We start from the raw sequence: 19,703 nt of genomic DNA on the forward strand, positions 1-19,703 counted from the left end.
ACCTCTCCGCCCACAAGGCGCCGGTGGTGCACAAGTGGCGGCACCTGGTCGGCATCGACGTGAACATGGCCTTCGCTGCCGGAGCCAACGGCCTGATCGTCGGCCTCGGCGCACCCACCCACGTCACCACCCCGGTCTTCGACCCGAAGCTGCCCGGCTCCTGGCTGGTGGACCTCTCCCACATCGACCTGTCGAGAGTGAAGGTCGGCAAGGAGTGGGTTGAGCTGGACGGCGACCTGTTGCCCAGCCCGTTCACCCAGAAGGGCGAGCGCCCGGAAGGCCCGGCCTGGTACGCCACGCCCACCGTCGCCTACGCCCAGTAGCTGGGCTACGAGGTGCGCCCGCTCGAGGCGTACGTTCGGTACGACAACGGCCGTTACCTGGACGGCTGGTACCAGCGGCTGCGGGACGCCTACCTGGCCACGATGGTCGACCTCGGCGTGCACGCGGACATGACGCCGGCCGATTTCCTGGCGGCGATGGACGGCTACAAGAGCCGCGACCCCGAGCTGGCGATCGTCGCTGCTTCGATCAAGGCCACGGTCAAGGGTGGCCTGGGCAAGCTGCGTGAGCGCCCGCGCGGGAGGGCTGGCGGCCCGGGCAGCCGTGGCGGGCGCTGTCCCGGCCGACGTGGCGGCCGGACATCCGGGCGGCGGTCATCTCCCGCACCCGGATCAACCTCCACCGGAAGATCGTCAAGCACGCGGCGTTCACCGGGCAGTACCCGGTGGCGATCCTGTCCGACTGCGTCGTCTACGCGGCTGACGGCACCAGCCCGCTGGACTTCCTGCCCTACTCCAGCGGCAAGCCGCTGCCCGGCGGCTTCAAGCTCGGCATCAACCCCGGCCTGGTCAAGCACGAGGGCACCCAGAGCGTCCTGTGGGGCGAGGAGGTCCGCGAGCGGTTCAACGCCCCGGAGCTCAACCTCGCCCGGTACATCAAGGACGGCACCGTCACCGACGTCGACAACGGAGAATAGGAGAAGGCGACGATGAGCCTGTTCGAGGACGGCCTGGAAGCCGCGGTGCAGAAATCCTTCACCCGTCCGGCGCCGAAGTCGGCCGGCGCGCAGATGCGCTACCTGGTCAAGCAGCTCAAGGGAACCCGCGTGGTCGCCCAGATGCTGCGGATCTCCCAGCGCACGAGCGGTACGTGAAGGACCAGATCAAAAAGCCCCGCCCCGACCTTCCCGCCTGGAGCGCGAGGTGAAGAAGCGCTGGCAGCCGCAGATCCGCGCCCGGGCCCGGCAGAGGGCAGCGACCACCGGCGGCATCGTCATCGACACCCGCGCCCGCCTCGGCTACACCGCACCCATCGGGTCGACGGACGATTCCCACATCCGCCACCTGACCGTCGCCCTGCCCCCACAGCACGCCGCCCGCCTCTTCGACGCCCAGCAGGCCGGCGCCAGCGACCAGCAGCTCCAGCAAATCGCCGCCGATGCGCTGCGCGAGGTGTACTTCCAACACGGCGGCCGCCGCGCCGGAAGCCTGGACGAAGTTCGCTTCACCGACATCGAACACCTGGAGTTCGAGCTGTAGCCGCCCCGCACACCCCGTGCGCCCCGGACCGACTGTGACTGAGCGCTTCAGTTGGCGAGTGAGCGTGCGAGTTGGCGAGTTGAGTGGGCGGCGTCGACGGCTCGGGTGAGACGGGACGCGATAGTTGGAACTGGGCCACGACGGTTGGAACCACGATCAGCTCATCGTGCGGTCAGGACCTGGGGTCTCGGGTTGTGCGGGCAGGATCGCGGCGTCGTGGGCGGCGAGTTTTTCTCGGGTTCCGACAAGGGCAGGTCCGCAGTTGGGCGGGAGCCGGTCGACGACCATCGTGACGGCTTGCTGTGCCGTCGCGGCCGGACCCACGGACTCGCTGCGGAGGGGGCCGGAGACCCAGTACTCGCCTTCTGCTGCGGGCTGGATATAGGGAATGTCCCATGCCCACGGCCACTCCGTGCAGCGGCTGAGGTGCAGCTCTCCCATTCCAGTCCAGGGGAACACTTGGCGTAGGCGGGGTTCGGCGTAGGCGGCTTCGACCGTCTGCCAACCCGCTTCGACCAGGGCCTGGCTCGGTGGGGTCGTGCCCATAGCGGCCATCATCCCTGCCCTGTGTGAGCCGGACGTTCGGATTCGGTTCCAGCAACGATGGCAATTCGCCACTGGTTCCGAGAAGCGTAACCACTTGGTTCCAACCAGCGTCTCTCGCAAGGCCTGAGCTTGTTCTTTTTCTTCCGGTCTCGAACGGTGTCTCGAACTGGGTCGCTCACCTGGGGATTCACCGGACGTGGGGGCGGCCTTCGTCTGATCCTGTGCTCCGACCAAGGTGCACGTGACCAAGACGAAGGCCGTGAGGGTGAGTCTGCTGCCTGAGGCTGTCCGGAGGGAAGCGTTCGCGGAAGCGTCACGCTTCCGGGGCGAGTTCTACGAGTGTCTGACCGCTCGGCGCGACGAGTTGTTCGAACTCACCGACGCGGTGCTGTGTGCGGAGAGGGCAGTGAAGTCCCCGGTGGATCTGACGCTGCTGCCCGAGCATCGTCGTGGGCATGGAGCGATGTACGGCGGTCTGAACCACGGCCGGATCGACATCGGCCGGCTGCGGACCGTGCTGGCCGGGCTGTCGCTGCCGCGGTTCGACGGCGGGCGCCTGGTCCTTGCCGTCGATGTCTCGCCGTGGCTCCGCTCGGACGCGCCGTGCTCGGCTGAGCGGCTGTTCTGTCACGTCTACGGCCGCGCGAAGACGGCGTCACAGTTCATCCCGGGCTGGCCCTACTCCTTCGTGGCTGTGCTGGAGCATGGCGCCACGTCCTAGACCGCGATCCTGGACGCGGTCCGGCTCGGCCCTGCGGACGACGCGACCGCCATCACCGCCGCCCAACTGCGGGGCGTCGTGGAGCGGCTCGTCACCGCGGGCCAGTGGCAGACCGGGGACCCGCATATCGTGATCGTGAGCGACGCCGGCTACGACGTCACCCGCCTGGCCTGGGTCCTGCGTGACCTGCCCGTCGAACTGGTCGGCAGGGTGCAGTCCGACCGGGTCATGCGGTCGCCGAAGCCGGCCCGCAAGCCGGGGACGAACGGCCGGCCACCCAAGCACGGCCCGGAGTTCCACTTCGCCAAGCCGGAGACCTGGCCCGAGCCCGCGATCACCACGGTCACGGACACCATCAACTACGGCAAGGCCGAAACCCAGGCGTGGGACCGGGGCCACCCCCGGCTCACCCACCGCTCCTCATGGCTCGACCACGACGGCCAACTTCCCTTGGTCGAGGGCACGTTGATTCGGCTGAAGGTCGAGCACCTGTCGAAGGACCGGGACGCCCCGCCGGTGTGGTTATGGTCCTCGAAGACCGGTGCGACCCCGGACGACGTGGACCGTTTCTGGCAGGCATTTCTCCGCCGCTTCGACCTGGAGCACACCTTCCGCTTCGCGAAACAGACCCTCGGCTGGACCACCCCGAAACTCCGTACTCCCGAGGCTGCGGACCGCTGGACCTGGCTCCTGATCGTCGCCCACACCCAGCTCCGGCTCGTCCGGCCACTCGCCGAAGACCTCCGCCGGCCCGGGGAGAAACCCGCCGACCTCTACCGGCTCACCCCGGCCCGGGGCCGACGGGGGTTCAGGAACATCCGCGCCCACCTCGTCTGCCCGACCCGTGTTCCCAAACCCAGAGGCGCAGGCCCCGGACGGCCACCCGGCGCCAAGAACAAACACCGGGCACCCCGCTACGACGTCGGCAAGACCGTCAAACGCCCCGAGACCCTCAAGGCCATCGGCAAGCCTGGAAGATCTTGGTAGATAAAGAACAAGCTGAGTGTTTGTTTCTGAGCTGGGCATGGCATGACAACCGCGGCGTCTGGGCGTTTGCCCAGCTCAGAGTTCGAACGGCGGGGTCTGGGTGGCGGGGGCGGCTGGTCGACTGCTGCTTGGCACCGCACCCGGCTCATATTCGGTGTGGTCCGGCTCCGTCCTGCCAGCGGTAGAGGTCGCGCAGCAGGGAAATTTCGGCGCCGTGATGGATCAGCTCCCGGTTGACGTGCAGCACCCTGTTTTCCATGGGAAACGGCTCGGGACCCATCGCGGGCGGATTGTCTAGGTCGGCGTCCGAGAGTTCGCGGACCCCCGCGTTCCATCTCCCGTACATCTCATCGAGCTGTTTTAGCGCCTCGTCAGCGGTCCCCGCGTAGGCGAACGCCTCGGCGTCGAAGTCCTGGCCGTCGAAGTACCACTCGACCCGTAGGCCAGGCACGAGACGATGATGTGCGCCAGCCGCCAGGCAATCGTGGTCACCGGCGCCGGCACCGGGGCAGGGGACGCGAAGTCCATCGTCCACTCCCCTGAACCCGCCGACATCGGTGCGGCCGACGTGCCACGTGGGCGGATGCTCCAGCAGCCGCGCACCGGCTCCCAGAAGTACTCCTCGTCGGTAAGACCGTCCAGCCGTGGCCGCAGGTTCTTGCGCCAGTACCAGTCCAACTGCTCCGCGAGCCGCTCGCTTCTTGTCATTTCCGCACACTACAGACCCGTCGAACAGAGCGTGCCGGCCCGGTGGACGCAGGACGCCTATCCACCGGCAGAGGCGACCGGCAGCGTCACAGGTCAATCCAGGGGCGGGGCGTACCGCCGGTCAGGGGCGTCCACACGTCCTGGGCGGGGCCGCGCTGTTCGAGGTCCTCGAGCACGGCGGCTCCCAGCGCCACCTCGCGGGCGAGTGCGGCGACGAGCGGGTGCTGGGCGGCCATCGCCTGCAGGTCGCTGATCCTGCCCTCCAGCCGGCTGCGGGAGGCGCCGGTGAGGACGAACAGCACGCGGGGGAAGACCGGATACCAGCGCATCCAGCCGGGCTCCGCGGCGACGCGGCGGCGCCGGCCGACGGGCTGGGCCTCGTACTGAAACAGTCGCGCGTACTCGATCAGCTTCACCGCCAGACGCTCGCCGCTCATGGTGGCGCGGTCGACCTCCACGAACGCGCGCAGCTTACGCCGCTGCTCGCCCCCGATGACCGTGTAGTACAGGACGGCGTCGGCCACCACCCGCTCCCCTTCGCCGATGGAGTGCGACACCTCGGGCGTCCAGTCCCAGGGGCCGTGCTCGTGCCCGAGCCGGCGGGCATCGGCGGCGAAGGCCAGATGGGCGCGTACCACGGTCAGGGTGTGCGCTGTCTTCAGCGACGCCGCCGTCGTGGAGGTTATCGGGTAGGGCGGCCGCCCCCGCAGAACCGGCAGGTCCCTCGTCAGGCGCGCACCGTCGGGCGTGAGGTACCAGGCGTGGGCGGCAGAGCGGTCCGAGCCGGGCAGCACCGTGTAGTCGACGAAACCGTCGCAGCGCAGCTTGTTCAAAGCGCGGGAGATCAGCTGCCGCGTGCCGTCCTGGGCGCAGCATCCGGCGCAGCTGACCGGTGGTGGCGATGCGGTGCTGAGCGAGCGCCGTCATGATCTGATCACTCAAAGCCTCGACCGGGCTGGGAGACAGAAGCGAAACGCGTGTCCTCGAAGCGGAGCGGGGCATGGGAACTTCCTTTCGGCGCGCGTGCGGCTGGAGCCGAGCGCGGGCCGTTCGACCGACGGCATCAGTTGCCGACGAGGAAACCCAACAGCCCCGACCAGACCACCGACCACGAAGGCCCGACCATGGTCACGAATGGAAAACATCCCGGTCGTCGGCGTGGCCGGCCCCGTGTCCCCCCGACCACGGACTCCTCGAGCTGCACAGACGGCAGGATCCGATCAGTGGCCGGCCGACGCCGCGGGTCATTGCCCGTCGGACGGGGTGAGTTCCAAGACCCTGGAAAACGGACGATGGCCGGTCCGCAGCAGCATCTGCTGCTGCGGGGCGTAGTGGCGAGCTACGCCATGCCGGCCATCGTTGCGGTATCCGGCCCGCAGGGGATCAACAACCCATAACCGGATACCACGTCTGTGGGGTGGTGAGCATGTGGCCACCACCGGAGGGCTAGCTGTTTCGCGCGGCTTTCTGTTCGAGGACGCGCCGGCGTGTCCACCGGCGTCTCCCGCCGCTCTCCGTGACCGCATCCACCGTCTTCAGCAGGGGCAGGTTGCCCTGGGCGAGGCTGCTGCTGAAGGAATTGATGCTCTTGAATCCGAGCAGGGCAGCGGCTTGTGTTGCGCCCAGCAACTCGTCCAGATCTCCATCGGCGGGGACATCCGGCAAAGGCCGCGTCGGCCGCCCGGTCACCTTGCGTCTGCCCATGCCCGGACGAGTGGCCTGCCAGTCCAGCAGGGTCTGCACCCGCCACCTGCGTCGCTGATAGGGCCTTTCGGGAGTGCCAAGCTCTTCGACGACGTCGGGTTCTGGGAAGTAGCCGGGGTGATCTCGCAGGTAGTGGTTGACCTGCTGAGGGCTTTTGTAGCCGAGGAACTTCGAGGCCTCGGTGCTGGTGAGCAGCTGGTCCGGGTCAAGGGCCGGAGGCTTGTGCTCCTGCAGGCGGGACAGTTTGCGCTGGGCGAACCAGGTGTCCACATCCTTCTCGTCCCACTGCCGGGCGCGGCCGCGGTGGCCGACCACATCCGGGAACCCGGTGGTCTCCCGCTCGAGGTACAGCGAGCTGATACGTGCAGGGGTCAGCCCGTACTTCGCGGCAATGTCCGCGGCCTCGACGACGCGCCGTGTGGAGCGGGTCATGGTGTGGGAGCCCCATCGTGTGATGCGGAGCCAGCCTACCCGGCCCGCAACACACATAATGGCCCCTGTCTGGATCGGGTGTCCAGCTCGATGCCCGTTTTCAGGCCGCGAGGAAGACCGGAGCCTATTCTTCGGGGAGGAGGCTGACTCCCCGGCGCGCCGCGTCTTCCACCATGGCGGAGTAGGCGAGTGCTGCGGGCGTCATGTCCCACTCGTCCAGGGCGAGGAGCAGCACCATCTCCGCGCGGTCCCGGGAGGAGTCGTAGGGGACTTTGGCCGCGTCGGCTGCGGCCGCAAGGTCGGCGGTGGACAGCCCCTGCAGGTGGGCTGCGGTCGCCTGGTGCGTCTCCTGCAGGCCCTGGTGGTACAGGACGTTGCCTTCGTGCAAGTGGTCCAAAAGGTCCTCGCCGTCGGCCGCCGGGGCGGCTGCGGACAGTTCCAAAAGGCGCTGGGTGCTCGTCGTCATCATGGTCAGTATGCCTGTCTAGATGGGCCGGGAGGGAAGGTCGGGGGCGGTGGGGCCTGCATCGCAGCCGCCGCAGGCCGGGCCGGAAGACGGGCGGGCGGCCAGGTAGACGGCCTTGCGCGGCGGCTGTCGCAGGGCGGTGCGGATCTGCTTTTCCAGCAGGTCCATGTCGGGGCCGTCGTCCGGCAGGATGATGCCGGGGTCGGGGGGCGCCGGGCCGGCGGCTGGCCTCGATCAGGTCGGTGATGCGCCAGTCGGGGGGAAGGTGTCGCCGCGGGCGGATTCGACCTCGGCATACAGCGCGGCGAGCCGGGGCCGGCGGGCGATGGCCAGCAGCAGGCCCCGCTTGGAGGCGAACACGCACAGCGAGCACGAGCACCTTTTCCGGACTAACATGCAACGACCAGCTGGTGGCTCGCTCCCTATTTGCGGCGCCGCCGCTACCCTGAGGGGCCTCGTGCGCCTCTGTCGCGTGCGGGACGGGCCCCACTCTGCTCGACGCTCGACCGGGGCGATCCACCTGGTGAGTCCCACGAACGTACGGTGAATGGGGAGCTGACCGTCGACGACAAGACGCTGCCGCGGACGAAGGCTACGGCCCCGGCATCGCCGTTGCTCTCAGGGTCGGGGTCGGTCTCGGTGCCTGCGATGAGGATGCCTTTGATCGTGCGGGAGGACGGGCCGCCGAGCGCGATGGCCCTGGCGCAGGCATTCAACCATCTGTCCTGGGCGCGTTGCGGGCCCTGAATGCCTCCTCCACACGGTCCTGGAGCCTCGCGTGGCGGAACTGGTAGACGGGCCCTACAGTTCGCAAGACGTGACGCTCGCGAGCATCGGAGAGAAACCTGATCAGGCGGACCGGGGTTTCGTTCCTCCGACGCAGTTGGAGGCTCGCAAGGAATGTGCGCCAGGTCACTGATCCCACCAGGCTCAGCGCCAGGCTGAGCAGGAGGCCCCCCAGCATGACCAGCGCAATCCCGGACAGGAATCCGTCGATGATTCCGAAGATCCGCTGGTGCGTCAGTTCGGCGAGCAGACCGAGGCAAGATCCCCCGATGACGCTGCCAACGAGGCCTCCAGCGATTCCTGCGGTCAGCGTGTACTGACGGTCCTGTCTCCAGCACGAGACAGGATCGATGGGAGTTCGGCTGTCGGCGCTGCGGTTGCTGAGACCCGTGACGAATCCACCCACCACACCGGCGAGGAGGCCGAACACCAGGCCGCCGAAAAGCATGACGAGGCGGCCATGCGTGAGGAGGAGGGCGACGCCCAATGCCAGTCCAAGAGCTCCCCCACCGATAATCCCGAACTGGAAGTTCTCGCGGACGACAAAATCTCTCCATTGCAGACGGCCCAGTAACTGAGGGGAGTCCCCGGCGCGTCCGTACGTGAGTGACATCGTCACGGAGAGACCCACTGTCGCACCAGCTCCCAGTCCGGCCGCCGGTCCCGCCCAGCAGAAGCCCACTGCTCCGGCGAGGACTCCCAGGAATAGGCAACTGGCTGTCGTTCTCGGCCATGCCGGTCGCCACTGGGGAACCTGCCACCAGGCGAGGTCGCGGGTTCCCTCGCTGTTCATCCGATGCGCTATGGCGCCGAGCCAGCGCTCGGCCTGGGCGAGACTGTAGCGACTGTGCGGCTGTCCCGGCCGGTCGTCGTCATAAGCGGCGGGCAGGACTCGGGCGAGAAGGTGGTCCTCCACCGCCGCCCGGTCCGCGAATCGTTCCAGTTCGAAGCGCTGGTCAGTGCGGTAGGTGTCGCGCAACAGCGTGAGCATCAGGGGTGTGTCCAGTGCCTGAGCCACTGCGCCTGAGGGGTGCCTTCGGATGTGCTGCACCAAAGCGCGCCAGGCGTCTGGGAGCGGCTGCGTCTGGCAGCGCGTCAGGTACTCCGCCGCATCCTCGGCGCTGACTGGCAGCAGTTGGAGCCCGGCGGAGCCGGAGAGGGGTCCCGCTGCGGATACGGCCGTCAGCAGCTCGTCCACGCGGCTCAACATGACCAGGCGGAAGCTCGCCTGCTCGTCCAGCGCCCGCAGAGCTGTGGGGCGTACAGGCTCGGGTACCTCGTCCAGGCCGTCCAGGAAGACGGCGTTCCGGCCCGTGCCGATGAGTCGGGAGACGACGCCGCCCGCGTGTTCTTCGGACTTCCTGAACATGTAGTCCGTGGCAAGCCGTGTGACGAGCCAGTCGTGCAGTCGCTGATTCAGCGGGTCCCAACCGCTCAAAGTGAGCAGCACTGGCACGGGGACTCTGGCGCGCGCGGTGGGGTCCAGCGCCTCACGATGCGCGAGTGCATCGAGCAGCAACCTGATAGCGGCGCCGCTCTTGCCGGCCCCGCCTGCTCCGACGATGACCAGCCGGCCGGAGTCCAACGCGCCGTAGAGGCGGAAGAGGTCCCGAACGGCACCCGACTCCAGATCCGTGATGGTGATCGGTTCCAGCCCCGGGAGGGTCTCGAACCGCCGTGAGCCGTTCCCGATACCCACAGCGTCGGCCGCCGGACCTGACAAAGGAAGATTCGACCATTTCCACCGCACCGGTACGGGGCTCGGATGCAAAAGCCGCCGCTCGCTCGCCGCGGCACTCCACTGCACCTTGACCCGCTCAGCCAACTCGTCGGCAAAGCGGCACAGAGCCGATTCGGTGAGTTCCGCCCGAGGCCTGCGGTTCGTCAGAAATAACGCGGCGCTGGCGGCAGGAACGACGATAGCGCCGATCCCCTGGACGAGTGTGGCCGCTGAGTCCCGGTCATGGGAACGGAAGATGAACGCAAGGGCGACGAAAGCGACGAACAGGACAACTAGTAAGCCAACGATGACCATTCATGCCCCCCTCTTGTCACCGTATGGGGGAGTGTGGCAGACAGTTACGGTGCGTGTCCTCGAATCGGCCGTGCAGCACCCCCTACCCACGAGCGTTTCAGCCTCCGCATGCTGGTTTCGTCCCGGCAGATAGCCCCACGACTTCATCACCCGTCCTGCAGGACGGGTGACAGCCAGCCCGGCCCACGCAGTCGGCCTTCGGCCCGGAACGGCTCCAGCGGGTTGTGGTGCGCGCTCGGCCGCCGTCCACCGCGACGTTCCTGCGGCACCGGATTGACCAGCGGTCCGGCCCCGCGCTCGATCCAGAACTCGTCAAAACTGCGGATCACCGCGTTGCTGTGACGGATCGTGCGGACGGCGTACTGGTCTCCCGGGTGCTGCTTGCGCGTGATCGGGTTGATGGAGCCGGCGGTGGCGGCCGTCTTTCTCCTGGGGGTAGGGCGCGGTTTCGAGGTGCGTTGCAGCCATAGCACGAACGCCCGTACCACTGCCGACGTCACCTTGTCCCACGCAACGTCGACGACCAGAAGCCACCGCCACCACCGCAGCAGGTCGTAGGCGTAGCTCCGTACGCTTCCGACACGGCGGCCCTGGGCGACGAAGTCCCGCAGCTACCGGCGTACAGGCTCGATCGGCTGTCCGTCGGCGTCCTGTACCTCGTAGGGCACGACGCCGCCCGTCTCAACCACTCGGCCCCACCGTGGCAGCCGGATCGCCTCGACATCGCGCTCCACATCGTTCGGTAGTGCCACGCGCATCCCTTCATTCGGATTGCGACGGCCCGGCGGTCAGCTGATCCGGGCGATGGCCAGCGGTGGCCTGGGGCCGGCACTTTAAGGGAGTGCTGGACGAGGACGGCAACGCGATCGGCGAAGGAGAGGAACGAGCGGACCCGTGGATCGTGCTGGAACCAGTCGCCCGCGCCATCGCCGTCGCCGAGGAACTCGAAGACGGCGAGCAGCTGTTCACCCGCACGCTCTACCGGTACGGCAAGGGCACCTGCATGCCCCGCACCGGCCTGTCCTCCGACACCGCCCTGGAACGCATCCGCGCCTTCACCGCCTGGGCCAACCAGCTCGCCGCCGCCCACGACCGGCCCCACGAGCTGATCCCGCCCGATCCCGACGGCGCCGTCACCCTGCGCCGCTTCCGCCGCACCATCGCCTGGTTCATCTACCGCCAGCCCGGCGGCCGGATCGCGCTCGCGGTGCAGTACGGCCACGCGGCCACCGCCATGTCGGAGTCCTACGCCGACCCTCGGGAATTGCATCAGACGGGCGTGAAGGTGCAGGTCGCCTGCTCACGGAGAGAGCCCGGCGGACTCCGACACTACTACGACCTGACGTCCTGACCAGGCATGTTGTCAACAGTGTCCCGTCTAATGCATGATCTGCCCTCCAGAAGGGATGGTCTGGAGTGGTGCATCAGCAGAAGGTGGCCCTCGCTGGGTCGGCTCGCATGGAGCTTGTCTCCGGGGTGGTCCAACTGCGTCCGGAGGACGCGATGTTCGACGCGATGCTGCGGGGCTGGCGGGCTCAGCAAAAGTCGCGGGGGCTGAAGGACGAGACGATCGACCCGAGGGAAAGGCTGATCCGTCGGTTTCTCGATTTCGCGAACGAGTACCCGTGGCAGTGGACGCCGGCCCACATGGACGAGTGGTCGGCCTCGCTGACGAGCGAGAAGCACCTGGCGCCCTCCACGATCCGCAGCTACCAGGGCACGGTTCGACTGTTCACCGAGCTCCTCATCGACGCCCGCTACGGCTGGGGCCCGGCATGCGAAGAAGCCTTCGGTGCTTATCCGGTGGCCATCGCTCACGAATGGAACACCCTCCCTCACCTGCAGGATTACGAGGGCGATCCGGAAGCGAGGCCGTTCACCCGCGAAGAACTGCAGCGATTCCTCGACTACGCCGACGACCAGGTCGCACGTGCCGTGAAGTCCAAACGCAAGGGAGCCCTCGCCGCCTACCGTGACGCGACCCTCTTCAAGGTCATCTACGGCTGGGGACTTCGCCGGACCGAGACGTCCAAGCTGGACGTGGTCGACTTCGGGCGGAACCCGAAGGCCCGCCAGTTCGGCCGGTACGGCACGCTCAACGTCCGTTACGGCAAGGCGAAGAAAGGCCAGCCGCCACGGCGTCGGAACGTGCTGTCGGTGATGGACTGGGCCGTCGAGGCGGTCGAGGACTACGTCGAGAACGTCCGGCCCCGCTTCGGGTTCCCCGACCACCCGGCTCTCTGGATCACCGAACGCGGCGGACGCCTCCAGCCCGGCTCCATCAACGACCGGTTCGAGGCATACCGCGACGCGCTAAAACTCCCAAAAGATCTAGTTCCGCACTCAATCCGCCATTCATATGTCACTCATTTGACCGAAGACGGAGTAGATAGGCGATTTATTCAGCAGCAAGTCGGTCACGAGTGCGACAGCTCCACGGCCATCTACACGCACGTCAGCGACGACTTCATGAACACTGCCTTGAGCAAGGCCCTGGCCCCGGCGTTCGCCGGCGTCTGACGAGGAAGGACCCGATGATGGCCGCCAAGCTCGACTACCACTGGCACCTGCGCAAGGTCATGGCGGACCGCGGGATGTTCTCCACCACCGACCTCATTCCGCCCCTGAAGGAACGCGGCATCAGCCTGTCGTCGAGCCAGGTCTACCGGCTCGTCGTCGAGCGGCCCGAACGCCTCAGCCTGAAGATCCTCATGGCCTTGCTCGACATCCTCGACTGCACGATGGACGACCTCATCGAGCCCATCGCCGTGGCCGGCTCCGCGACGAAGCCGAAGAAGGCCGCCGCAGGCGGGGCTTCGGTCTCCGAAGGAGTCGGTGATCTGCGACCCCGGCGGGCCCGGATCAGCGGAGTTGACCGGTGACCGGTCTTGCCGAGCCGGTCATCGCGGATCCGGTCGGCCTGGTCGTGCGGCTGATCGGGAACGTCGAAAAGCACCTGCCCTCCGAGCGTGTCCGCGACGTCGTCCTCACGGTCGTACGCACACGAGCCGGCCGCCGCAGCCTCGCCCAGGCCCTGCACGACGACCCGTCGCTGTTGCGGACCGGGCGACCACCGGCGCCTTACTGCGTCGCGAAACTGCTGATGGCCCTGCACGAGGCCGGCGCCCAGAACGTCGCACTGCCCCGCTGCGGGGATTGCGGCCGCGCATGCGGCTACGTCGGCAGCAGCAGAGGTGGGCACTGGGGCTGTTCGCGCTGCTTCGACAAGCCCGCCATCTGCGCGGGATGCCATGAAGAACGACGCGTCGTCAGCCGGGACCGTCACGGCGAGCCCCGCTGCGCGAACTGCCCGGACACCGACGGCGATCCGCTCCAGGAACTCACCGAACTCGTCACGAGCCTCGATCCCGCCCTCAACGACGACGTGGTCCTGGCCGCGCTCGGGCGAGCCACCGTCCGGCCCGCCGGCCAGCGCCGCCTTGCCTGGGCCGTCGTCGCTCGCCCCGAGCTGCTGACCGGCGCCGGTTACGAAGCCCCCACCCCGGCCGCCCTGCGGTTCGTCGACGAGCTCGTCAAGGCCGGGGCGACCAAGGTCGTCCGACCGGCCTGCCCGCGCTGCCACGGAGTGAAGGCGTTGTCCAAGCTGCTGGACGGCAGGAGGATCTGCCGAGCCTGCTTCGCCCGCCACGCGGCCGCCCCCTGCTTCGGCTGCGGCGCCGTGCGCGAACCCGCCACACGCGACGCCGAGGGCCGACCGCTGTGTCCGAACTGCATGATCAGACAGCCCGAGAACCTGGAGGAGTGCATCGGCTGCGGCCGACGCAAGCCCGTCGCGAACCGGCTGCCTGACGGCCCACGCTGCCAGAACTGCCGGCCGAGGATCACCGCGGAGTGCGGCATCTGCGGGCGGACGGCGCTCTGCGACATGTCCCGGGCCACCGGCCAGCCCTGGTGCGACCGCTGCCAGCAGCGATGGGCGGCCTGCAGCGGCTGCGGCACCGTCGCCCAGGCCCGCAGCGGAACCTGGGAGGAGCCGTTGTGCGCGAAATGCACCAACCCCGACCCGGACTTCTGGGGCCGCTGCCCGGTCTGCACCACCACCTGGCAGCTCAGCACCCGCCCCTGCCAGCGATGCGTCCTCGACCAGCAAGTACGCGACCTTCTCGGCGACGCCACCGGGGCCATCCGCCCCGAACTCGCCCCCTTCCACGACGCGTTGACGAGCGCCGAGCGCCCCGACGTCGCCTTCGCCTGGGTCTCCCGCTCCAAGGCCCGTGACCTCCTGGAACGCATAGGCCGCGACGAACGGCCCGTTACCCACGAAGTCCTCGACGAACTGCCCCCGGGCAAGGTGCTGGCCCACCTGCGCAGTGTCCTGGTCGCGACCGGCTCCTTGCCACCGCGCGACGAGCGGCTCGTCGCCCTGGAGAAATGGATCACCACGACCGTCCAGGCCCGCACCGACCTCGCAGAGCGCCGGATCCTGCACGGCTACGCGGTCTGGCACCACATGCGCCGGCTCCGACGCCGCCTCGGTGAAGACCACACCACCCGGCTCCAGGACCTGAACGTGCGCTGCCACGTCACCGCGGCGAACAACTTCCTCGACTGGCTCGGCGGCGAAGGGCTCGCAATCGGGACCTGCACCCAGACGGACCTGGAACGCTGGATGGCCGACCCCAAGGTCAGCTACCCCGACGAGACCGGCCACTTCATCCGCTGGTCGGTACAGCACCGGCACGCCCGCGACCTGACCTACAGCACCGTCCGATGGACAGGCCCGCTCAGCACCATCGACAGCGAGAAGCGCTGGGCCGACGCCCGCCGCCTCCTCAACGACGACACGCTGCCGACCCCGGACCGCGTCGCGGGACTGCTGCTGATCCTCTACGCACAGAAGATCGCCACCATCAGCCAACTCACCGTCTATGACGTCGACTTCGACGGTGACACTGTCTCCATCACGTTCGGCACCTCGCCGGTCGTCCTCCCCGCGCCCCTGGCCAGCCTGGTCCGCGAGCTCATCGCGACCCGCCGCGGCAAGGCCAAGATCGGCACCCCGGAGGACGCCCCCTGGCTCTTCCCCGGAGGTCAGCCGGGACGTCCCCTCGGCGACGACCAGATCGGCCAGCGCCTCCACAAGATCGGGATCCGGCCCAAGCAGGACCGCTCCACTGCGCTGTTCACCCTCGCCACCGAAGTGCCCGCCGCGATCCTCGCTCGGATGCTCGGGGTCCACATCAAAGTGGCCGTTCAGTGGCAACAGGCATCAGGCGGGGACTGGGCCGCCTACGCCGCCGATGTGAGTCGTCGCAGCAAGGGAAACCAATAACAGAAAGGAATAGTCCGTGAATCGACTTAGGAAAGTTCAACAGAGAACCGAAGGGGCCCTGCCTGCTATTACCTTGGTATTAGTGAGCATCGTCTCGGCCGCGGTGGCTCTGTTCGGGCTCGAAACTTGGGTGGCCGTTGCTGCCGCCGTCACTGCCCTGGCGAGCGGGGCTCAGGTCATCAACAGAGAAGCTGTAATTCCGTGGCGCCTAAAGTCGGCGAATAATGCCGTTGTGCGTCTTTACTCCAGATCGGCTGACGGCCCCCTACGGAAGGGCAGCGCAGTGCAGATCGCTCCAAGGCGCTGGGCGACGGCCTCACATGTGGCGCCCTCCGATGCCGTTATCAAGCTGAAGCTCGGTGACACATGGTCCCAGACAAGAGTGATCTACCGCGACGAGGAGCTCGACTTGGCCGTCATGGAGGCCGACGATGATTGGCCTTGGCTGGCCCGAATTTCCACTGACCTTCCGGATCCGGGAACTCCGGTGAAGGTTGTGGGCTGGACGCCCGGACGGCGCGACAACGAAAATCGCGACAGAGGAGTCCGGGTCGCGCAGGACTACACAGTTCAAGGCCCGGTCGAAGATGCTCTGATTGTGCTGGCAGGAGCCGTCCCTCCCGCCGGATTCAGTGGCGCGGCCGTAACGGAGATCGAGACTGGGAAGGTAGTCGGGATCCTTTTCCAGTTCAGCCCGGGAGAGCGTGACAGCTACGGCCCGCCCCGGCTCGACGAGACACATGCGACGCCGCTGTCCTGCATCCCATCTGAGCACACCCGGTAGTCCCCCTGCTGTACCGCAGGTTCCGGAGCGTGGCGGTCGGGCCTCTTCAGGCCGCCAACTGCACTTGGTCCTGGGAGGCATTCGGACAGTTCCAAAACCCGACTCCACCATTAAACCCTCGCCCGGATGCTCGGGGTCCACATCAAAGTGGCCGTCCAGTGGCAACAGGCATCAGGCAGGGACTGGGCCGCCTACGCCGCCGACGTCATATCGGCGCACAACGCCGATATGACACTTGCGGAAAGGCAGCCTTCGGCCCTTGCCCTTGGTAACGAGCTCATCGCAATTGAGGGGGTAGCGGCAAGACGTCAGTCTCTCAATAGCGTCAGGGCTCGGTAGGCTCTACCGACTCCTGTTTCGTAAACCCGGCCCGCAGCCTTTTCGTAGCAGGTTTCACCTTGTTGTTCCAAAAGGGCTTGACATGAGGAGCGATGAGAAGAGCCCCCACTACGACTCCCCCGATTGCCAACCCCTTCCAACTGGGCTGGGGGACGTCGTCATCGCCACCGCCGCTGAGAGAGTCTCCCGCTTCGAAGCCTCCGGGGTTGGCTTCCATGTCGGCCTTGAGCGCCGCCGACGTCTCGTCGCTCCAGGTGCGAGTTTCCCAGCTAGGGTTGTACTGTGCGTAACCGCCGGTTCCGCGTGAGTGGTACTTCTCCTCCGCGTACTGCTGCCCCTTCTCGGTGAGCCCATACGCGCCAGGGTCTCCGTACAGGTAACCGTGGAGTTTGAGTAGCTCATTCATTTCGCGAGCCGTTCGGCCAAACTCCCAGCCCAGCACCCGTGCTGATTTTCCCATGGAGCAGAGTCCCCCTCTTCCGCTTGCAGCCTGCGCGAGGCGTGCATCGTATCCGCGCAACACACGACGCCGTAAGCCTGACCGTCGACGCCCGAACGACGTCAGCAGACTGGCTTCGGCAGATCCAGGGTGCACGGCGTCATCGGGTCTTCCGCCGCTCTGCGCAGCCCGGCACCGCCACTTGCCCAACCGTCGGCTCATCCCCTTCGTCATCGCCTGACCACGGGGCAGGAACGTCACCCCTTCGAGTCATCGGCCGCCCGACTCACCTCGGAGGCCAGACGAACTCCATGCTGGCCGAGCTATTCGGGAAGTTCCAATACCCGACTGCACCATCAGGCCGCTCGAAGGCCGACATGCTCGAGGTCCTGGACCAGGAGAAGGGCCTTGCCCTGGCCGAGACCCTCACCGAGGCCGGCGAACGCATCGACGCTGGCGAGAAGGTCAGCGGCCCGGCCGCCGGCCGCTACCGCGCCGCGGCCGCCGAGTTCTCCGCCCGCTATGCCGGGACCTACCTCGGCAAACGCGAACTGCGCGCGCTGGTCGCCAACCCCCGCCTCCAGGTCTACGAGGACCCAAAGGCGTTTTTGACGTGCAACCACGACGCGTTCACCGCGCTGTGCAACCCCGACCGTGACCGGGCGGGCAACGGCGGCCGCAACACCCCCGACCACTCCCGCTGCCACCCGGCGTGCGCGAACATCAGCCGCACCGACAGCCAGATCACCGCCCTGCGGGCCGAGGTCGCGCTGATCGACGCGGACGCCGACACCGGCCTCGACCCGTACCCCATCGCCGCCCGCGAACAGCAGCGCAAGGACCACCTCACCGCCATCATCCGACGGCACGAGGCCCAGCAGCCGGCCGACATCGAAGTCGAGGAGCGCCGATGAACACCCCCAACGCGGCCGCCCCCGGCCCGCGCGACGGCGCGGCGCTGGCCCAGCTCGTCGGCGAGGCCCTTACCCACGCCCAAGGCCACGACATCGTCGAGGACGCCGCAGAGGTGCGGGCCATCACCGACGCCATGGTGCGCCTGCTGATCGGCGCCCCGCTGCACTCCGACGGTAAGCTGACCATCGTCTCCCTGGCCACGGAAGCCGGACTGCGCCGCAACAAGCTCACCCACAAGCACACCGGCCTAAAGGACCTATTCTACGCCTTGGTCAAGGCCCGCACCCCCGTCCCCGAAGCGCTGCCCGGCTCGGCGCGAGCCCGCGCGGCGAAGCAGCAGCAGGACCTGGCCCGCGTACCGCCGAACGCGACGATCTGCGTGGACAGGCGCAGCTCCTGGCGCGGATCGTCCAGGTCCTGGAGGTCGAGAACCACCGGCTCAAGGAGACGAATAGGAACCTGGAAAAGCAGTTGGCCGACCATGCGGCAGTCCCCGACCTCACGCGATGACGTCGAAGCTGACCTCGCACGACGAGGAGCGGTGGGATCGCACGGGTACCACCGCTCGTCTGCCCATATCTGGCGACCTTGCCGGTCGCTGAGCTTGGCCTCAGCGAGTTCGGGCCGACCATCACCCGCCCGGTGGGGATTCTGCAGATGTTCGGACCACGAGGCGACCAGGCCGTCGTCCGCACAAGACCGAAGCAGCCGGCGACCACACCCGCACCGCCGCTCGGGCAGGAGCTCGACGCAGACGCCTGACGATAGATGGGGCGGCACACGGTCGGCGGGCTTGCTGTGGCGCGGGCTTCACGCCTGACCGACTCTGGCTTGAAGGGGACGACCGACGAGCGGGCCGACAGAAGGAGACCCTTTCATGGCCATCACCACGACCGACCACTCGATCCCTCACACGTCGACTGTCCCCGCGAACGAGGGCCAGAAGGTGGAGCTTTTCGTACGAGAACACGACGGCACCTCCGGCCCCCCTGCGGACCGCAAGGCCATACTCATGCTGCACGGCAGGAGTACTCCTGTGCTGGCCGCCTACGATCTCCAGCACACCTCGTACGGGTGGGGCAAGGTCCTCGCACAGGCCGGTTATGACGTCTTCATGATGGACCTGCAGGGCTCTGGCCGGTCGCCGCGTCCCCGCATGGAGGATCCCTGCAATGTCAATCCCAGCCAGCAGGCTGCCGTCATTCCCCCGCTGTCGGGCCCACGAACGGCGAGCTATCCGTTCGCACTGACCAACTCCCAGAGCGACCAGGACGAGCTCAGCACCGTCGTCGAGTACATCCGCAACGAGCGCAACGTTTCAAAGGTCGCCTTCATCGGCTGGTCGGCGGCCGCGTTCGCCATGGGACCGTACGCAGTCAAGAATCCGGGGAAGGTGGAAAGCTTGTTCCTCCTCGGCCCGATCTTCCCTCCGCTGGGCCCCTCGAACCCGCCGACCCTGCCGGTACTCGGCTTCCCCACCCACGTGCTCACCCGCATGAGCATCGAACAAGCCTTGGCCATGAAGTGCGCGAACCAGTACGAGCCCGGCATGGTCGACGTTGTGTGGAGCGCCCTCATGGACAACGATCCGATCGGCCGTGAGTGGGGAAAGCTCCTTCCCTCCGGACAGCCGGCGGGCGTCAGCCGATTTCGGAACTTCGTGACCTGGGGCTGGAACAACACCACCGCAGGGCAAGGAGGCATCCTCGGCGGACGCGTGCCAGTGCTGATCGTCCACGGCGAGCACGATCAGACGGCCAACACCACACCGCCCAGCTCCAACCCCGCACTCGACTTCCACGTCCCCGCGCTCTACGACGCCATCACAGGACCTCACAAACTCCTCGTCACGGTGAAGTGCGCCGGCCACTCGATGCCCTGGGAAAGTCGGCACAAGAACCTGCACAACCTGTCGAAGCACTGGTTCAAGCACACCAAGGTCGACGGCAAGACCCAGGGCAGGTTCGAGATGGACGAGAACGGCAACATCAGCCCGGCATGAACCTG

General features: G+C 67.5%; 15 protein-coding genes and 5 pseudogenes. 10 read left to right on the plus strand and 10 right to left on the minus strand.

Annotated features, from left to right (window positions below; translation table 11 throughout):
• Nucleotides 1-38: 38 nt before the first annotated feature.
• Together ACFYOV_RS28760 and tpg are read left to right on the plus strand one after the other, a co-directional pair.
• A pseudogene (locus tag ACFYOV_RS28760) lies at nucleotides 39-979 on the plus strand (transcriptional regulator); the annotation flags it as partial.
• Between the two features lie 12 nt (nucleotides 980-991).
• Nucleotides 992-1,541 (plus strand): annotated as a pseudogene (tpg, locus tag ACFYOV_RS28765) (telomere-protecting terminal protein Tpg).
• 156 nt (nucleotides 1,542-1,697) lie between these two features.
• Here the strand turns inward: tpg and ACFYOV_RS28770 are convergent.
• The gene (locus tag ACFYOV_RS28770) at nucleotides 1,698-2,087 is read right to left on the minus strand and encodes a DUF6193 family natural product biosynthesis protein (protein ID WP_389092498.1); all 390 of its coding nucleotides are present in this window, start codon (nucleotides 2,085-2,087) and stop codon (nucleotides 1,698-1,700) included.
• 265 nt (nucleotides 2,088-2,352) lie between these two features.
• Between ACFYOV_RS28770 and ACFYOV_RS28775 the strand changes: the two are divergent.
• Nucleotides 2,353-3,795, plus strand: a pseudogene (locus ACFYOV_RS28775) (NF041680 family putative transposase).
• A 145-nt stretch (nucleotides 3,796-3,940) separates the two neighbouring features.
• Here ACFYOV_RS28775 and ACFYOV_RS28780 read toward each other — a convergent pair.
• From ACFYOV_RS28780 to ACFYOV_RS28810, 7 genes and pseudogenes are all read right to left on the minus strand, one after another.
• A pseudogene (locus ACFYOV_RS28780) lies at nucleotides 3,941-4,503 on the minus strand (DinB family protein).
• A gap of 86 nt (nucleotides 4,504-4,589) precedes the next feature.
• Nucleotides 4,590-5,430 (minus strand): annotated as a pseudogene (locus ACFYOV_RS28785) (replication-relaxation family protein).
• 519 nt (nucleotides 5,431-5,949) lie between these two features.
• On the minus strand, nucleotides 5,950-6,639 hold the full coding sequence (locus ACFYOV_RS28790) for a hypothetical protein (protein WP_389092501.1): 690 nt from the start codon (nucleotides 6,637-6,639) through the stop codon (nucleotides 5,950-5,952).
• Between the two features lie 124 nt (nucleotides 6,640-6,763).
• A complete protein-coding gene (locus tag ACFYOV_RS28795; protein WP_389092502.1) occupies nucleotides 6,764-7,105 on the minus strand; it encodes a hypothetical protein in 342 nt (113 codons plus the stop codon).
• A gap of 18 nt (nucleotides 7,106-7,123) precedes the next feature.
• Nucleotides 7,124-7,273: a hypothetical protein gene (locus tag ACFYOV_RS28800; RefSeq protein ID WP_389092505.1), complete on the minus strand. Its 150-nt coding sequence runs from the start codon at nucleotides 7,271-7,273 to the stop codon at nucleotides 7,124-7,126.
• Between the two features lie 544 nt (nucleotides 7,274-7,817).
• Entirely contained in the window at nucleotides 7,818-9,926 is a 2,109-nt protein-coding gene (locus tag ACFYOV_RS28805; RefSeq protein WP_389092507.1) for a hypothetical protein, read from the minus strand.
• Nucleotides 9,927-10,072: 146 nt separating this feature from the next.
• Nucleotides 10,073-10,537 carry a site-specific integrase gene (locus ACFYOV_RS28810; RefSeq protein WP_389092572.1) on the minus strand — a complete coding sequence of 155 codons (465 nt, stop codon included), beginning with the start codon at nucleotides 10,535-10,537 and terminating at the stop codon, nucleotides 10,073-10,075.
• Between the two features lie 230 nt (nucleotides 10,538-10,767).
• Between ACFYOV_RS28810 and ACFYOV_RS28815 the strand changes: the two genes are divergently transcribed.
• The 5 genes from ACFYOV_RS28815 to ACFYOV_RS28835 all read left to right on the plus strand — a co-directional run bounded on the left by ACFYOV_RS28815 (nucleotide 10,768) and on the right by ACFYOV_RS28835 (nucleotide 16,003).
• On the plus strand, nucleotides 10,768-11,277 hold the full coding sequence (locus ACFYOV_RS28815) for a hypothetical protein (RefSeq protein ID WP_389092509.1): 510 nt from the start codon (nucleotides 10,768-10,770) through the stop codon (nucleotides 11,275-11,277).
• A gap of 107 nt (nucleotides 11,278-11,384) precedes the next feature.
• Nucleotides 11,385-12,446 carry a tyrosine-type recombinase/integrase gene (locus ACFYOV_RS28820; RefSeq protein WP_389092511.1) on the plus strand — a complete coding sequence of 354 codons (1,062 nt, stop codon included), beginning with the start codon at nucleotides 11,385-11,387 and terminating at the stop codon, nucleotides 12,444-12,446.
• Nucleotides 12,447-12,460: 14 nt separating this feature from the next.
• A complete protein-coding gene (locus ACFYOV_RS28825; protein WP_361305548.1) occupies nucleotides 12,461-12,808 on the plus strand; it encodes a helix-turn-helix transcriptional regulator in 348 nt (115 codons plus the stop codon).
• On the plus strand, nucleotides 12,805-15,219 hold the full coding sequence (locus ACFYOV_RS28830; protein ID WP_389092513.1) for a site-specific integrase: 2,415 nt from the start codon (nucleotides 12,805-12,807) through the stop codon (nucleotides 15,217-15,219). Before ACFYOV_RS28825 ends, ACFYOV_RS28830 begins: the two co-directional genes overlap by 4 nt.
• A gap of 82 nt (nucleotides 15,220-15,301) precedes the next feature.
• Nucleotides 15,302-16,003, plus strand: coding sequence for a serine protease (locus ACFYOV_RS28835; RefSeq protein WP_389092516.1), 702 nt, complete (start codon nucleotides 15,302-15,304; stop codon nucleotides 16,001-16,003).
• Nucleotides 16,004-16,328: 325 nt separating this feature from the next.
• Here the strand turns inward: ACFYOV_RS28835 and ACFYOV_RS28840 are convergent, their stop codons facing one another.
• Nucleotides 16,329-16,748 carry a hypothetical protein gene (locus ACFYOV_RS28840; protein WP_389092518.1) on the minus strand — a complete coding sequence of 140 codons (420 nt, stop codon included), beginning with the start codon at nucleotides 16,746-16,748 and terminating at the stop codon, nucleotides 16,329-16,331.
• Between the two features lie 410 nt (nucleotides 16,749-17,158).
• Here ACFYOV_RS28840 and ACFYOV_RS28845 point away from each other — a divergent pair, with 410 nt between their 5' ends.
• On the plus strand, nucleotides 17,159-17,695 hold the full coding sequence (locus ACFYOV_RS28845) for a hypothetical protein (protein ID WP_389092521.1): 537 nt from the start codon (nucleotides 17,159-17,161) through the stop codon (nucleotides 17,693-17,695).
• A 262-nt stretch (nucleotides 17,696-17,957) separates the two neighbouring features.
• On the opposite strand, the gene ACFYOV_RS28850 is transcribed toward ACFYOV_RS28845, so the two are convergent.
• On the minus strand, nucleotides 17,958-18,131 hold the full coding sequence (locus ACFYOV_RS28850; protein ID WP_389092524.1) for a hypothetical protein: 174 nt from the start codon (nucleotides 18,129-18,131) through the stop codon (nucleotides 17,958-17,960).
• Between the two features lie 442 nt (nucleotides 18,132-18,573).
• Between ACFYOV_RS28850 and ACFYOV_RS28855 the strand changes: the two genes are divergently transcribed.
• Nucleotides 18,574-19,698, plus strand: a complete 1,125-nt coding sequence (locus ACFYOV_RS28855; RefSeq protein WP_389092526.1) for an alpha/beta fold hydrolase — start codon at nucleotides 18,574-18,576, stop codon at nucleotides 19,696-19,698.
• The last annotated feature ends 5 nt before the right edge of the window (nucleotides 19,699-19,703 follow it).

The organism is Streptomyces sp. NPDC005931, assembly GCF_042871235.1.
GTDB lineage: Bacteria > Actinomycetota > Actinomycetes > Streptomycetales > Streptomycetaceae > Streptomyces.

What these genes read in the sequence shown, in the direction of transcription:
- ACFYOV_RS28770 (WP_389092498.1), bottom strand. Translation starts at nt 2,087, where the DNA reads ATGGGCACGACCCCACCGAGCCAGGCCCTGGTCGAAGCGGGTTGGCAG.
- ACFYOV_RS28790 (WP_389092501.1), bottom strand. Translation starts at nt 6,639, where the DNA reads ATGACCCGCTCCACACGGCGCGTCGTCGAGGCCGCGGACATTGCCGCG.
- ACFYOV_RS28795 (WP_389092502.1), bottom strand. Translation starts at nt 7,105, where the DNA reads ATGACGACGAGCACCCAGCGCCTTTTGGAACTGTCCGCAGCCGCCCCG.
- ACFYOV_RS28800 (WP_389092505.1), bottom strand. Translation starts at nt 7,273, where the DNA reads ATGGACCTGCTGGAAAAGCAGATCCGCACCGCCCTGCGACAGCCGCCG.
- ACFYOV_RS28805 (WP_389092507.1), bottom strand. Translation starts at nt 9,926, where the DNA reads ATGGTCATCGTTGGCTTACTAGTTGTCCTGTTCGTCGCTTTCGTCGCC.
- ACFYOV_RS28820 (WP_389092511.1), top strand. Translation starts at nt 11,385, where the DNA reads ATGGAGCTTGTCTCCGGGGTGGTCCAACTGCGTCCGGAGGACGCGATG.
- ACFYOV_RS28825 (WP_361305548.1), top strand. Translation starts at nt 12,461, where the DNA reads ATGATGGCCGCCAAGCTCGACTACCACTGGCACCTGCGCAAGGTCATG.
- ACFYOV_RS28840 (WP_389092518.1), bottom strand. Translation starts at nt 16,748, where the DNA reads ATGAATGAGCTACTCAAACTCCACGGTTACCTGTACGGAGACCCTGGC.
- ACFYOV_RS28845 (WP_389092521.1), top strand. Translation starts at nt 17,159, where the DNA reads ATGCTCGAGGTCCTGGACCAGGAGAAGGGCCTTGCCCTGGCCGAGACC.
- ACFYOV_RS28855 (WP_389092526.1), top strand. Translation starts at nt 18,574, where the DNA reads ATGGCCATCACCACGACCGACCACTCGATCCCTCACACGTCGACTGTC.